We start from the raw sequence: 12,694 nt of genomic DNA, 5'->3' as shown, positions 1-12,694 counted from the left end.
ATCAACGCGCCGCAGGTTTCTCGATCAGTTTCTTCAAACTGTCACGAGCAGGTTTACTGTATCCGTCGCCACTGCCCGAAGGCTGCTGCTCGGAATCAGCTTGATCATCATCTGGTTTGTTTTTCTTGAATCTCTTCAAGATGGTGTTCTCGGGGTCGTCAGGCAAGAGGGCCATCAGCCAATCCCCGGTTCCCTGGAGCACCACACGGGACTTTGCCCCCGTGACCCAGTCCGGGCGCTGCTTGTCCGGCACCAGCCAGGTGAAGAACAGGAACGCGACCACGACGATCAAAAGCCCGCGAGCCAGGCCGAACAGGAAACCCAGGGTGCGGTCCAGCGCGCCGATGCGCGAATCCAGGATCATGTCGGAGATCCGGACCGTGATCACGGAGACCACGACCAGGGTGCCGACGAACACGCCCGCGACCACGACGACGCTCGCCACCGTGTCGTTGTTGAAATAGGTCTTGGCGGTCGGCAGCAGTTTCGAGAAGGAGTACAGCGTCACGATCGCCGCCGCGCCCCAGGCCGCGATCGACAGGATTTCACGCATGAAGCCGCGGACCATGGCGAGCAGGCCCGAGATCAGCATCACACCGAGCAGGATCAGGTCGAGGATGGTTACTGGCATCGGCTGGTCTGGTCCGCTCGTACGTCAAAGGTGCTCTAGCGAATCGGTGCTTGGCCGCTGCCCTAAAAGAGGGGCAGACGGCGTTCCCGGCAAGGCCGCAACCACGCAATCCCATGCTGCTTTTGTGACGGCTGTATAGCGGCGGGGGCCTCCGGCGTCACCTCCGGCTAACCCTCTCCACGGCGGAATCTTGCCGGTGTGGCATTTTTCTCCGCTGGCGCATTCGATTCGCCCCGGCGGGAGCCGCGGGCGGCGATCTCGGCGACCAAGGTGGTCAGGCTGTTGACCGCGTTCAACGACAATCCTGCGTCGCCACCGGTCTCGCCTCGGGCCGATTCGGGCAGCACGGCGCGCTGAAAGCCGAGTTTCGCCGCTTCCTTCAGCCGGGCCGGGGTCTGTGCCACCGGGCGCACCACGCCGGACAGCGAGATCTCGCCGAAATAGACCGCATCCGTCGGCAATTGCGCATTAACCAAGGATGACACCAGGGCCGCCGCGGCGGCGAGGTCGGCCGCTGGCTCGTGGATGCGCAGGCCGCCGGCGACATTCAGATAGACGTCGTGACCGGACAGCTTGACCCCGCAATGGGCTTCCAGCACCGCCAGCACCATCGATAGGCGGCTCGGGTCCCAGCCGACCACCGCGCGCCGCGGCGTGCCGAGCGAGGTCGGCGCCACCAGGGCCTGCAATTCGACCAGAACGGGCCGCGTGCCCTCGATACCCGCGAAGACTGCGGTGCCGGGCGTGCCGAGATCGCGCTCGGACAGGAACAGCTCGGAAGGGTTGGTGACCTCGCGCAGGCCCAGGCCCGTCATCTCGAACACGCCGATCTCGTCGGTCGGGCCGAAGCGGTTCTTCACCGCGCGCAGGATGCGGAATTGCTGCGAGCCTTCGCCCTCGAACGACAGCACCGCGTCGACCATGTGCTCGACCACGCGGGGACCTGCGATCTGCCCGTCCTTGGTGACGTGGCCGACCAGGATGATGGCCGCGCCCGTCTTCTTGGCAAAGCGGATCAGCGCCTGCGCCGAGGCGCGCACCTGCGTCACCGTGCCGGGGGCCGATTCCACAGTGTCGGTCCACATGGTCTGGATCGAGTCGATCACGATGAGGCGCGGGACGGCGCCTTCCGACAGCGTCGAGACGATGTCCTCGACCGAGGTCTCGGCCGCAAGCTGTACCGGCGCATCCGACAGGCCGAGCCGCTCGGCGCGCAGCCGCACCTGCGCGACCGCCTCTTCGCCGGAGATGTAGACGATGCGGTGGCCGGCGCGCGCCATCATGCTGGTCGCCTGTGTCAGCAGCGTCGATTTGCCGATGCCGGGATCGCCGCCGACCAGCAGCACCGAGCCGCGGACGAAGCCGCCGCCGGTGACGCGGTCGAGCTCGGTCATGCCTGAGGACAGTCGCGGCGCATCCGGGCTCTTGCCGGCAAGGCTCTCCAGCGCGAACGTTCGCCCCTTGCGCTTGGAGCGGATCGAGACCGGGACGCTGCCGCTGCTGTCTTCTTCCGCGAGCGTATTCCACTCGCCGCAGGACTCGCACTTGCCCTGCCAGCGGTTATAGGCCGCGCCGCAGTTCTGGCAGACGAAGGAAAGCGTGTTCTTGGCCATGGGGGACGCTTGAGTCGCGGTTTCAGCTTGCTGATAGCACGGAATGACGAGGGTGATCGCCGCCGCCTCGAATACCTCAATTCGGCGCGGCAGATATACCTTTCATTAGCTCTATGCCGTTGTGGCCGGGTGGATTTTGCGAAGTGTTAGCGGACGCAGGTCCAACCTTGGAACCATCTGGGGCGGCGAAGTGAAATGACGAGATTCCTGCGACTATTGCTCGCTGTGGGCGCCGCCTGCGGCGTTTTCGCGCCCGCCGGCCCGAGCCTTGCCAATCCTCCTGCGAAGCCCCTCGAGATCGTCTTCATCAATCCCGGCAAGACCGGCGAGGTGTTCTGGGACATGGTCGCGCAGAGCATGCAGGCCGCCGGCCGCAGGCTCGACGCCCATGTCGAGGTGCTGACTAGCGAACGCAATTATCGCACCATGCAGGAGCTCGGCTTCGGCGTGGTGGCGCGCCGCGACAAGCCCGATTTCCTCATCCTGTCGAACGAGGAATCCGCCGCCGTCCCGATCCTGGAGGCGGCCGAGGCTGCGGGCGTCAAGACGCTGCTGCTCTCGAACACGCTGATCGGCGAGGATGCGGTACGTCTCGGACCGCCGCGCCAGAAGCTCAAGACCTGGCTCGGCGATATCACGACCGATCTTCAGACCGCGGGCGCGCGGATGGCCAACGCGCTGATCGCGACGGCGCGCGCCGAGAAATGGCAGAGCCCGGATGGCAAGATCCACCTTCTCGGCATCGGCGGCGACGAGATCACGCCCGCCTCGATCGCGCGCAATGCCGGTCTCAAGCTGGCGGTGGATGCCGCGCCCGACGTCGTGGTGGACCGGCTGCTGTTCGCCAACTGGACGCAGTCGGAGGCCGAGCAGGTCACCACGAATTATCTGGGCTGGGCCTCGCGCAAGGAGATCCGGCCCGCCGGCATCTGGGCCGGGAACGATCCGATGGCGCTGGGTGCGCTGCGCGCGGTGGTCGCCGCCGGCCTCGTGCCCGGCCGCGACATCCAGCTGGTCGGCCTCAACTGGTCGGAGGACGCGCTCCGCGAGATCAGGGCAGGCCGTCTGCTGCTGACCGACGGCGGGCATTTCCTGCTCGGCGGCTGGTCGATCGTCCTGCTGCGCGACTATGCCGATGGCTGCGATTTCGCGGCGGTCTCACCCCGGGTCGAGGTCAAGACCTCCGCCATCACCCGGCAGAATCTCGGCTCGGTCGGTGACCTCATCAAGACCCGTGCGTTCGACCGGATCGACTTTACGCGGTTCAGGGCGAAGCCGGGACGCTGCGGTCACTACGACTTCTCCCTCGACGCGCTGATTTCGTCCCTGCCGCTTCCCGAAGGCGCCGCCGACTGATGCGCAAGGATGAATCGATGAGCGACCCCGCAAGCAACGAGCCGGCCGCGCCGCGCTTGCGCCCGGTCGTTCGCGCCATGATCTGGGCCACCGTGCCCGTTCTTCTGCTGGTGCAATTGCTCGCCTCCGCCGGCGTCGAGGCTTCGAGCTTCTGGTCGCAGGTCAGGCAGCTCGACGCCCGCATGGCCCGCGTCGCCGAGAGCCGCGCCGAGCTGATTGCCGAGCCGCTCTGGAAGATGCGCTACGACCAGGTCACGGGCGTGCTCAACGAGATCATGCACGACGAGACCATCGCGGCAGCGGCCGTCTATGACGATACCGGCGCTGCGATTGCCCGCGTGGTGGCGCGCTCGGAGGGCCCGTCGATCGCGGAGGTCTCGCGTCCGATCCATTACAGCAACGGCAACATGGCCGTTCAGGCCGGCCGCATCACGATCGCCTATTCCCACGCGGCGCTTTACGCGAACGCGGGCAGCCGGCTGGTGCTGCTGCTGGTGGTCGGCCTGCTCGCAACGTTCGCGACCCTGATCGCCATGCGGATCTCCGCCAATATCTTCATCGGCAGGCCGCTGGCGGCCATGATGTCGGCGATCCAGCGCAGCAAGCAGGACGGCCGGGCCTATCCGGCGGACGTCAAATCCTCCAACGAATTCGGCCAGCTCGCGCGCGCCTTCAACGCCATGCAGGACACGACATCGGGTGCGCTCGACCGGCTCGGGCACATGGCCGGGCACGATCCGCTCACGGGGCTGCCCAACCGGCGCTCCCTGACGGAGCGGCTGGCCGTGGCGAGCCGCGGTGGAGGCAGGCCGGACGCGCTGGTCGCGTTCTGCTTCATCGATCTCGACGATTTCAAGGGCATCAACGACACCTTCGGACACGAGGCCGGCGACGAATTCCTCGTGCAGATTTCCCGGCGTCTTCGCACCTCGGTCGAGGCCGAGGATTGGGTCGCCCGGCTCGGCGGCGACGAATTCGTCGTCATCCGCCCCGAGGTCTGCAACGAAGCCTCGGCGCATGCCTTCGCCCAGCAGGTGCTTGCCGCCATTTCCGAGCCGATCCGGCTTCATGACAAGCAGGTCGTGCCGCGTGCCAGCATCGGCCTTGCCGTGCGCCGCGCCGACGATCCGGAGCTGTCGCATCTGCCGACGCTCGCCGACATCGCGCTCTATCATGCCAAGAGCAAGGCGCCCGGCACGGTCGCCGTGCTGGACGAGGCGCTGCAGCGCGACTATCGCCGCCACAGGGATCTCGAGCTCGCGATTCCCGCGGGCTTTGCCGAGGGGCAGTTCGAGGTCTGGTACCAGAGCCAGGTCGACCTCGAAAGCCAGGAGATCGTCGGCCTGGAAGCGTTGATCCGCTGGCGCCATCCCGACCATGGCGTGATCGGTCCGGCCGAATTCCTGCCGCTGATCGAGCGCAGCGGCAACAATGCTCGGCTGACCCGCTACGTGCTCACCGATGCCTGCTGGGCGCTGCAACGCCTGGCGGCTGCCGGCAGGCCGCAGATCCGGATCGCGATCAATCTGCCGCCCTCCGAGCTCGCCGATCATTCGCTCGCCGCGGAGCTGCGCGCGACTTGCGCGCGCTTCGATGTGCCCGCGTCGCTGCTGGAGCTCGAGATCACCGAGGGCTCACTGATCAACAACATCGCCAGCGCCTCCGAGACCTTGCATCGTCTGCGGCGCCTGGGGGCCACGATCGCGCTCGACGATTTCGGCACCGGCTACAGCTCGCTGGCGCATCTCAGGCGCTTCCCGCTCGACAAGGTCAAGATCGACAAGGCGTTCATCAGCGAAATCCCCGACAGCGCGGAAGACAAGGCGATCGTCGGCGTGATCGCATCGCTCGCGGGCACGCTCGGGCTCACGCTGGTCGCCGAGGGCATCGAGCGCGCCGAACAGGCCGAGGCCATGCGCGAGATGGGCGTGAGGTTCGGGCAGGGCTATTTCTATCAGCGGCCGCAGCCGCTCGATGCCGTGCTGCAGGGGCTCGAGAAGCGGCCGACGGCCGAGACCCGCGTCCTCGCCGACAGCCCGCCGATCGCACCCGAATTCGCCTGATCGCGGCGGCTTATGGCTGCGTCGCGTTCCACAGCATCGAGAGCCCGGCGGCGATCATGATCGCGTCCATCAGCAGGCGGAACACGTCCGGCTTCAGGTGCAGCACGAAGCGTTTTGCGATGAACGCGCCCGACATCAGCGAGGCACCCGCGATCAGGCCCTTCATGAAGACCTCGCCGGTCAACGCGCCGAAACGTTCGAAGGTGACGGACTTCGCGAAATAGAGGCCGAGCGAGCTTGCGGCCTCGGTGGCGAGGAAGGCGCCCTTGGACAGACCGTAGAACAGGAACAGCGGCACGCTGAGCGGACCGGTCGAGACCACGATGCCGGTGAGATAGCCGATCACCGCGCCGCCGATGGCCAGATGCCAGAGATTGGCCTTGAGGTCGTGCCGCGCCAGCCAGTGCCGCACCGGCACCATCGCGATCAGGAAGACGCCGATGGCGAGATCGACGGCATGCGAAGGCAACGCCAGCAGCGTGCGCGCGCCCAGCACTGCGGCCGGAATCCCCGTAACCGAATAGGCCGCGCAGGCCCGCCAGTCGACCTCGCGCCACCAGGCCAGGATGCGCGAGAAATTCGCCATCACGGACGCCACCGCCATGATCGGCACCGCTTCCTTCGGCCCATAGGCATAGACCAGCACCGGCATCAGCATGATCGACGAGCCGGTGCCGACGATGCCTGAGATGGTGCCGGCGACGAGGCCGACGGCGAGGACGAACAGGAAGGCCAAGGGGACGCTCCGGGAATCGCAGCAGTCTAGCACCGTCATCGCGAGCGCAGCGACGCAATCCAGATATTCTCCGCGGATGCATTTCTGGATTGCTTCGTCGCTTCGCTCCTCGCAGTGACGGAAGAAGAGCAGCAGCGCGCCGTCAGCCTTGCTCGTCCATGACGCGCGGTTTCTCCACCCGGCGGCGGAAGTCTTCGTCGGTGTAGAATTCAGCGGAGAGGTACGAGGACACGAGATCGACGGCGAGCCAGGCGCCGGCGATCTGCGCACCGATGCACATGACGTTGACGTCGTCATGCCCGACGCACTGATCGGCCGAATGGACGTCGTGGCCGAGCTTGCGGATGTGGTCGATCACGGTCTGCTCGAGCAGCCAGCCGGCGTGGTCGGATCCGATGACGAGACCCGTGGAATGTTCTTCCTGATCTTGCATTGACCGTGACAGCCGCGCACGGCCGTCACGGCTTCATTCGCGGTCGGCCGCGCAGATCGCGTCAAGGGCCTTGGTTAACGGCTGATGTTGCAGGGGTGCCCAATCCAACCGGTTCCCCGGCCTGATCCTTAGAATTTGACGCGTATTGATCGGAGCGTCCGCTCAAAGAATTTGAGGCTCGCAATGCCCGACCACCATTCATTCTCCGCCCTCGACCGCCACGCAGTGCTCAGCGGGTCCGACAACGGCTTTCCCTGGGTTGCCGGCACAATGCTGGCGCTGGAGGCGGGCGAGGTGGTGCGGCTGCGCTGCGAGAAGCTCAGCCATGGCGACGAAGCGGCCGGGCGGGAAGCTGTGCTGATGGTCAGCGAGAAGATCGCCGCGGCGTTCGAGGCAACCGTGAGCCTGCTTGCCGGGGCAACGCCGGCAGCCATCGTCCAGCGCTATCGGGAGCACGTCGCCGCCAATGCCAAGCGGCTCTCCGCGAACGAAGTTCCCTAAGGTTGCGCTGCTGACAGCATGTTGGCAGCAGGGGCCGGCTACGACCATTCTCCTGACAAACGGGGAGAGCGGGTCATGCCGATCGAGGCAAGCTGTCATTGCGGTGAGACGGTGTTCGAGGTGACGGAGGCGCCTTCGAGCGTGACGCGCTGCACCTGTTCGCTCTGCGCCAAGCGCGGCGCGTTGTGGGCCTATTACACGCCGGCGCAGTTTCGGCTGCTGTCGCCACCGGAGAATGTCGCGACCTATCTCTGGGGAAGCCGCACGGTCAAACACCATTTCTGCGCGACGTGCGGCTGCGGCACCTATTCGGAATCGCCGGACTGGTCGACCGGCAAACCCGATTTCGACAATCCCAAGGTCGCGGTGAACGCGCGCCTGTTCGATGATTTCGATCTCGATGCGGTGCCGGTGAACATGATCGACGGCAAGAATTTGTGGTGAGCCGACGCTCTCGCTGCTCTTGTAGGGGCAAGGCGTAGCGTGTCCATGATTCGACCCTGATGGGGCCAGGCCGTCACCGCAACACCACCCATGCCGGCGCGTGATCGGAGGCGCCATCCTCGCCGCGGACGTGTCTGTCGACGCCGGCCTTGGCGAGGCGCGGGGCGATGGCAGGGCTGAGCAGGAGATGATCGAGCCGCAGGCCCGCATCGCGCGGCCACCGGTTCCGCTTGTAGTCCCAGAACGTGTAGATGCGCTTGTCCGGATGCAATGCGCGGATCGCGTCGCACCAGCCTTGCTCGACCAGCGAGGCATACGCCGCGCGGCTCTTCGGCTGGATCAACGCATCCTTGTCCCATGAGCGCGTCGGATAGATGTCGATCTCCGTGGGCGCGACGTTGTAGTCGCCGGCGAGCACGACGGGCAGATCCTGCTTGATGAAGGTCTTGGCGTGGCGCTTGAGGCGTGCGAACCAGTCGAGCTTGGCGTCGAATTTCGGACCCGGCTGCGGATTGCCGTTCGGCAGATAGATGCTGGTGACGATGATGCCGCGTACGGCGGCCTCGATATAGCGGGCTTCGTGATCGCCGGGTCTTCCCGGCAAGCGGTCGCGGGTGAGAATGGGCTCGGCCTTGCGGGCGAGGATGGCGACCCCGTTCCAGGTTCTTTGTCCGTGCCACACCGCGCCATAGCCGGCCTTTTCGATCGCGGCCGCCGGAAATTCGCCATCACTTGCCTTCAACTCCTGAAGTGCGACGACATCGGGTTTCGCCGCGCGCAGCCATGCCAAGAGATTGGGCAGGCGGCGGTTGATGTTGTTGATGTTGAATGTCGCGATCTTCATGTAGAGCTACCGGCTGCTGCCGCCCCATACCGGAGACATCATGTCCAAGTTGAACTTTGCCGCCATCGTCGTCGCCGTCGCGCTCTCCGGGCTCGCGTCGGCACAATCCTCCGACCCGCGCGGCGCCTGCAAGGCAGATTATGACAAATTCTGCGCCGGCATCGCGCCGGGCGGCGGTCGCATCGTCGCCTGCCTCAGCGAGAAGCACGACCAGCTCAGCGCCACCTGCAAGTCGGCGCTGGACAACAGGAAGAAGAAGTAAGCGAACCGGCCTCGTGTCCCGGACGCGCGCAGCGCGAGCCGGGACCCAGAGGGCCGCACGGTCCGATGTTGAGAGATGGGCCCGGGCCCAGCAGCGCACCGTCGAAGTCACGCGGCGCTGCGCCCGGGGGCACGAGAACTCAGCCCGGTAGCGGCGGCGGGGCCGTGGGCTGCTCGATCGGCGGCGGCGAGGGCGGCTGCGCGGCGTTCGGCGCGGGCTCCGGCTTCGCCAGCGATTCCTCGACATTGCCGCCCTTGTAGATGCGGGCGTAGCGGTGGCCGAGGCTGGTCAGCACCTCATAGCCGATGGTGCCAAAATGATGCGCGAGCTCGTCGACGGTGATGCCCTCGCCGAGCAGCGTCACCATATGGCCGCGCCGCACCGCATTCGGCGGCAGATCGGTGATGTCGATCGCGATCAGATCCATGGAGATTCGGCCCGCGACCGGGCAACGCTTGCCGGCGACGATCACCTCGGCGCCGCGGGTGCCGTCATTGGAGCTGGCGGCGCGGAAATAGCCGTCGGCATAGCCGACCGCGATGATGGCGAGCTTGGTCGGCCGCCGCGCAGTCCATGTGCCGCCATAACCGACGCTCTCGCCGCGTTCGACGTTGCGGATCTGCACGATGCGTGCCTTGAGGTCCACCACCGGCTGCATCGGATTGTCTGCCTCCGGCGTCGGGTTGACGCCGTAGAGCGCAGCCCCCGGCCGCACCAGGTCGAACTGGAACGGCGCCCCCAGGAAGATGCCGGAGGAATTGGCGAGCGCCGCCGGCACGCCGGAGAACTCGCTGGCGATGCCGCGGAAGGCCGCGAGCTGCTTCGCATTGACCGGGCTGTTGAGCTGCTCGGCCGAGACCAGATGGCTCATCACCAGCGTGATGCCGTGATCGCCGGCGTTGATGCGGGGAATGATGGCCTGCGCCTCCGAAAGCGTGAGGCCCAGCCGGTTCATGCCGGTGTCGATGTGAATAGCCGCGCCTCCGGTCCAGCCGGTGCGGCGGCAGAACACGTCCCATTCGGCGAGCTCGTTGAGGTCGCCGATGACAGGACGGCAATTGATCTTGGCGTAGTGCTCGCCGGTGTTCTGGAAATAGCCGCCGAGCACGTAGATCGTGGGCTCCGGGACGGCCGCGCGCACCTTGCGCGCTTCCTCGATGGTGGCGACGAAGAAGGTCTTGCAGCCGGCCTTGCTCAGGGCACGCGCGACCTGCTCGGCGCCGCAGCCATAGGCGTCGGCCTTGATCACCGCCGAGCACTCGGCCGGCACCGCCGTCTTCTCGAGCTTGCGCCAGTTGGCGATGATGGCGTCGAGATCGACGGTCAGCACGCCGCCATAGGCAGCGAGCGCGGCAGCCTGATTGGCTTCCGCGGAGAGAAGGCCGGATTGCGAGATCGTTTTCGGGTCGGACGCCATTGTCATGGCGTCGTTTTACGCAAGAGGCAGGCTCGGTTCAAGGAACTCAGTAGTCGTTGCCGCTGCGAGCCGGCAGCTGAGCGTCAGGCGCGAGGTCGCCGAACCGCGTGACCGAAGCTTCGAACGCCAGATCGACGGTGCCGGTCGGGCCGTGGCGCTGCTTGCCGATGATGACCTCTGCCTTTCCGTGCGCAAGGCTCATGTCAAGCTGCCACTTCTCGTGTTCGGGCGTGCCCGGGCGGGGCTCCTTCATCGCGAGGTAATATTCCTCGCGGTACACGAACAGCACGACGTCGGCGTCCTGCTCGATCGATCCGGATTCACGCAAGTCGGAGAGCTGCGGCCGCTTGTCGTCGCGGGATTCGACCTGGCGCGAGAGCTGGGACAGCGCGATCACGGGAACGTTGAGTTCCTTCGCCAGCGCCTTCAGGCTGGTCGTGATCTCCGTGATCTCCTGCACGCGGTTATCGCTTCGCTTGCCCGAGCCCGAGAGTAGCTGGATGTAGTCGATCACCAGCAGGTCGAGGCCCTTCTGGCGCTTCAGCCGGCGCGCGCGCGCCATCAGCTGCGCGATCGACAGGCCACCGGTGGCGTCGACATAGAAGGGCAGGGATTGCAGCTCGATCGAGACCTCCCGGATCTTCTCGAAATCGGCCTCCGAGATGCCGCCGCGGCGGATGTGGGAGGAGGGAACGCCGGTGCGCTCGGCCACGATACGCGTGGCGAGCTGGTCGGCCGACATTTCGCAGGAGAAGAAGCCGATCACGCCGCCATTGGCGGCCCTCGTGGTGCCGTCGGCCTGGAGTTCCGGGACGTAGGCGCGTGCGACATTGTAGGCGATGTTGGTCGCAAGCGAGGTCTTGCCCATGCCGGGACGGCCCGCGACGATGATGAGGTCGGAGTGCTGCAGGCCGCCCATCTTGGTATCGAGGTCGCGCATGCCCGTCGAGATGCCCGACAGCTTTCCGTCGCGCTGGAACGCCTTGGCCGCGAGATCGACCGCGACCGCCAGCGCCTGCGAGAATTTCTGGAAGCCGCCGTCATAGCGGCCAGACTCGGCGAGCTCATAAAGCTTTCGCTCGGCGTCCTCGATCTGCGCCCGCGGCTGGAAGTCGACCGGTGCGTCATAGGCGACATTGACCATGTCCTCGCCGATGCCGATCAGGTCGCGCCGCAGCGACAGGTCGTAGACGGTGCGCCCGTAGTCCTGCGCGTTGATGATGGTGGTCGCTTCGGCGGCGAGCCGCGCAAGATACTGCCCGATGGTCATGCCGCCGACATCGGTGTCGGCGGGCAGGAAGGTCTTCAGGGTGACGGGCGTTGCGATCTTGCCCATCCGGATCAGGCTGCCGGCGGTCTCGAAGATGGTCTGGTGCAGCGGCTCGAAGAAATGCTTCGCCTCCAGGAAGTCGGAGACGCGGTAAAAGGCATCGTTGTTGACCAGAATCGCGCCCAGGAGGCTCTGCTCCGCCTCGATGTTATGCGGAGCGCTCCGATAGGCGGGAGTTCCGGCATCGGGCGCGAGTTTGAGGACGTTCGAATCAGTCAGGGCCATGGTCGGACGTGCTTAGCAATTTTCTTGGGCGGATGCGGGGCCGGGATAAAGCGCCGCCGCAGACCAAAGCGGAAGCAAAAGCTGGCCGCTATCAACCGATCTTAAAAGCGGTGGATGATTAGCAGCCGCAGCACGCGCCGCGCTTGACGGATTTTTGCGGAACCTGCGCGGCGCCAAAAGCGGCCGCGACCACGCCACGGAAATATCCCGAAACCCTGAACCTAATGAATTGGCGCGCAGACGTATCGAAAAGCGCGCCAAAAAGGCACGCGCCGGGAGCCTTCGGCTCGCTTCAGACCAGCAGGAGATAGACCAGCGCAACCAGAGCCGCCCCGACGCCGGTGACGATCAGGGCAAAATCGGTGCGGAGGTCGTCCTGCACGTCAAATGAGGTTTGGGTCTCTTTGCTCATGGCGACGGTCTAGGACAGGTCCGACCAGACTTATGTGAAGTGGATCACATCTCCCCGGATTCTTTCGGGGGTATGAGCGGAACAGGCGGCCGTGCCGGGGATTGTCTCCCGCGTCCGGCAACAGGGAGCGAGGCAAGCGATGCGGCCAGAACGGCAGCACCAGAATTGGCGAAGCGAGGCAGGTAGCCGGCTTTGGCTGTCGGGGCTGCTTGCGGCCATGGAGCACGCTGAGCGGCCCGAAGTGCGTCGCCAGCCCGTCGCGCCGGAAATCCTGGTGGAGCTCCGGGCGCAACTGGCGTTAACGGCCCTTTTCCGCTCCTCCCCAATTTCGACCCTGCGCCACTAGCAGTCTGCTGAAAAACCGGCAAATTCGTTGCTGATTGGCGTTTGGGTTGGACCTTGGTCGGAAGTTTGATGTCGGAGCGGC

Annotated in this window: 12 protein-coding genes; 5 read left to right on the top strand and 7 right to left on the bottom strand. The window is 65.8% G+C overall.

Annotated elements, in window-relative coordinates; all coding sequences use genetic code 11:
- Window position 1 precedes the first annotated feature (1 nt).
- A complete protein-coding gene (locus UNPF46_RS20155; RefSeq protein WP_097665957.1) occupies window positions 2-631 on the bottom strand; it encodes a CvpA family protein in 630 nt (209 codons plus the stop codon).
- Between the two features lie 167 nt (window positions 632-798).
- A complete protein-coding gene (radA, locus tag UNPF46_RS20150) occupies window positions 799-2,244 on the bottom strand; it encodes a DNA repair protein RadA (RefSeq protein ID WP_142251164.1) in 1,446 nt (481 codons plus the stop codon).
- A 195-nt stretch (window positions 2,245-2,439) separates the two neighbouring features.
- Here radA and UNPF46_RS20145 point away from each other — a divergent pair, with 195 nt between their 5' ends.
- Window positions 2,440-3,600: an ABC transporter substrate-binding protein gene (locus tag UNPF46_RS20145; RefSeq protein WP_142251163.1), complete on the top strand. Its 1,161-nt coding sequence runs from the start codon at window positions 2,440-2,442 to the stop codon at window positions 3,598-3,600.
- 17 nt (window positions 3,601-3,617) lie between these two features.
- Complete coding sequence (locus UNPF46_RS20140) at window positions 3,618-5,663, top strand: putative bifunctional diguanylate cyclase/phosphodiesterase (protein ID WP_246668696.1); 2,046 nt, start codon at window positions 3,618-3,620, stop codon at window positions 5,661-5,663.
- 10 nt (window positions 5,664-5,673) lie between these two features.
- On the opposite strand, the gene UNPF46_RS20135 is transcribed toward UNPF46_RS20140, so the two are convergent.
- Together UNPF46_RS20135 and UNPF46_RS20130 are read right to left on the bottom strand one after the other, a co-directional pair.
- Window positions 5,674-6,399: a sulfite exporter TauE/SafE family protein gene (locus UNPF46_RS20135; RefSeq protein WP_142251161.1), complete on the bottom strand. Its 726-nt coding sequence runs from the start codon at window positions 6,397-6,399 to the stop codon at window positions 5,674-5,676.
- A 142-nt stretch (window positions 6,400-6,541) separates the two neighbouring features.
- On the bottom strand, window positions 6,542-6,832 hold the full coding sequence (locus tag UNPF46_RS20130) for an RpiB/LacA/LacB family sugar-phosphate isomerase (RefSeq protein ID WP_142251160.1): 291 nt from the start codon (window positions 6,830-6,832) through the stop codon (window positions 6,542-6,544).
- A gap of 183 nt (window positions 6,833-7,015) precedes the next feature.
- Here UNPF46_RS20130 and UNPF46_RS20125 point away from each other — a divergent pair, with 183 nt between their 5' ends.
- Together UNPF46_RS20125 and UNPF46_RS20120 are read left to right on the top strand one after the other, a co-directional pair.
- Window positions 7,016-7,333, top strand: a complete 318-nt coding sequence (locus tag UNPF46_RS20125) for a hypothetical protein (RefSeq protein WP_097665933.1) — start codon at window positions 7,016-7,018, stop codon at window positions 7,331-7,333.
- Window positions 7,334-7,408: 75 nt separating this feature from the next.
- Window positions 7,409-7,777: a GFA family protein gene (locus tag UNPF46_RS20120; protein ID WP_142251159.1), complete on the top strand. Its 369-nt coding sequence runs from the start codon at window positions 7,409-7,411 to the stop codon at window positions 7,775-7,777.
- 73 nt (window positions 7,778-7,850) lie between these two features.
- Here UNPF46_RS20120 and UNPF46_RS20115 read toward each other — a convergent pair whose 3' ends face one another.
- The gene (locus UNPF46_RS20115) at window positions 7,851-8,621 is read right to left on the bottom strand and encodes an exodeoxyribonuclease III (RefSeq protein ID WP_142251158.1); all 771 of its coding nucleotides are present in this window, start codon (window positions 8,619-8,621) and stop codon (window positions 7,851-7,853) included.
- Between the two features lie 40 nt (window positions 8,622-8,661).
- On the opposite strand from UNPF46_RS20115, the gene UNPF46_RS20110 reads away from it, so the two are divergent.
- On the top strand, window positions 8,662-8,883 hold the full coding sequence (locus UNPF46_RS20110; RefSeq protein ID WP_100175662.1) for a cysteine rich repeat-containing protein: 222 nt from the start codon (window positions 8,662-8,664) through the stop codon (window positions 8,881-8,883).
- A gap of 139 nt (window positions 8,884-9,022) precedes the next feature.
- Here the strand turns inward: UNPF46_RS20110 and alr are convergent, their stop codons facing one another.
- Entirely contained in the window at window positions 9,023-10,300 is a 1,278-nt protein-coding gene (gene alr / locus UNPF46_RS20105; RefSeq protein ID WP_181770028.1) for an alanine racemase, read from the bottom strand.
- A 46-nt stretch (window positions 10,301-10,346) separates the two neighbouring features.
- Entirely contained in the window at window positions 10,347-11,855 is a 1,509-nt protein-coding gene (locus UNPF46_RS20100; RefSeq protein ID WP_100175664.1) for a replicative DNA helicase, read from the bottom strand.
- Window positions 11,856-12,694 lie beyond the last annotated feature (839 nt).

This window comes from Bradyrhizobium sp. UNPF46, from assembly GCF_006658625.1.
GTDB classification, from domain to species: domain Bacteria; phylum Pseudomonadota; class Alphaproteobacteria; order Rhizobiales; family Xanthobacteraceae; genus Bradyrhizobium; species Bradyrhizobium nitroreducens.
Note: the sequence above shows the minus strand (reverse complement) of the source record. Positions and strands in the feature narration are given on the sequence as shown.

Coding starts and splice junctions, on each gene's coding strand:
- UNPF46_RS20155 (WP_097665957.1), bottom strand. CDS start 631: ATGCCAGTAACCATCCTCGACCTGATCCTGCTCGGTGTGATGCTGATC.
- radA (WP_142251164.1), bottom strand. CDS start 2,244: ATGGCCAAGAACACGCTTTCCTTCGTCTGCCAGAACTGCGGCGCGGCC.
- UNPF46_RS20145 (WP_142251163.1), top strand. CDS start 2,440: ATGACGAGATTCCTGCGACTATTGCTCGCTGTGGGCGCCGCCTGCGGC.
- UNPF46_RS20140 (WP_246668696.1), top strand. CDS start 3,618: ATGAGCGACCCCGCAAGCAACGAGCCGGCCGCGCCGCGCTTGCGCCCG.
- UNPF46_RS20130 (WP_142251160.1), bottom strand. CDS start 6,832: ATGCAAGATCAGGAAGAACATTCCACGGGTCTCGTCATCGGATCCGAC.
- UNPF46_RS20125 (WP_097665933.1), top strand. CDS start 7,016: ATGCCCGACCACCATTCATTCTCCGCCCTCGACCGCCACGCAGTGCTC.
- UNPF46_RS20120 (WP_142251159.1), top strand. CDS start 7,409: ATGCCGATCGAGGCAAGCTGTCATTGCGGTGAGACGGTGTTCGAGGTG.
- UNPF46_RS20115 (WP_142251158.1), bottom strand. CDS start 8,621: ATGAAGATCGCGACATTCAACATCAACAACATCAACCGCCGCCTGCCC.
- UNPF46_RS20110 (WP_100175662.1), top strand. CDS start 8,662: ATGTCCAAGTTGAACTTTGCCGCCATCGTCGTCGCCGTCGCGCTCTCC.
- alr (WP_181770028.1), bottom strand. CDS start 10,300: ATGGCGTCCGACCCGAAAACGATCTCGCAATCCGGCCTTCTCTCCGCG.
- UNPF46_RS20100 (WP_100175664.1), bottom strand. CDS start 11,855: ATGGCCCTGACTGATTCGAACGTCCTCAAACTCGCGCCCGATGCCGGA.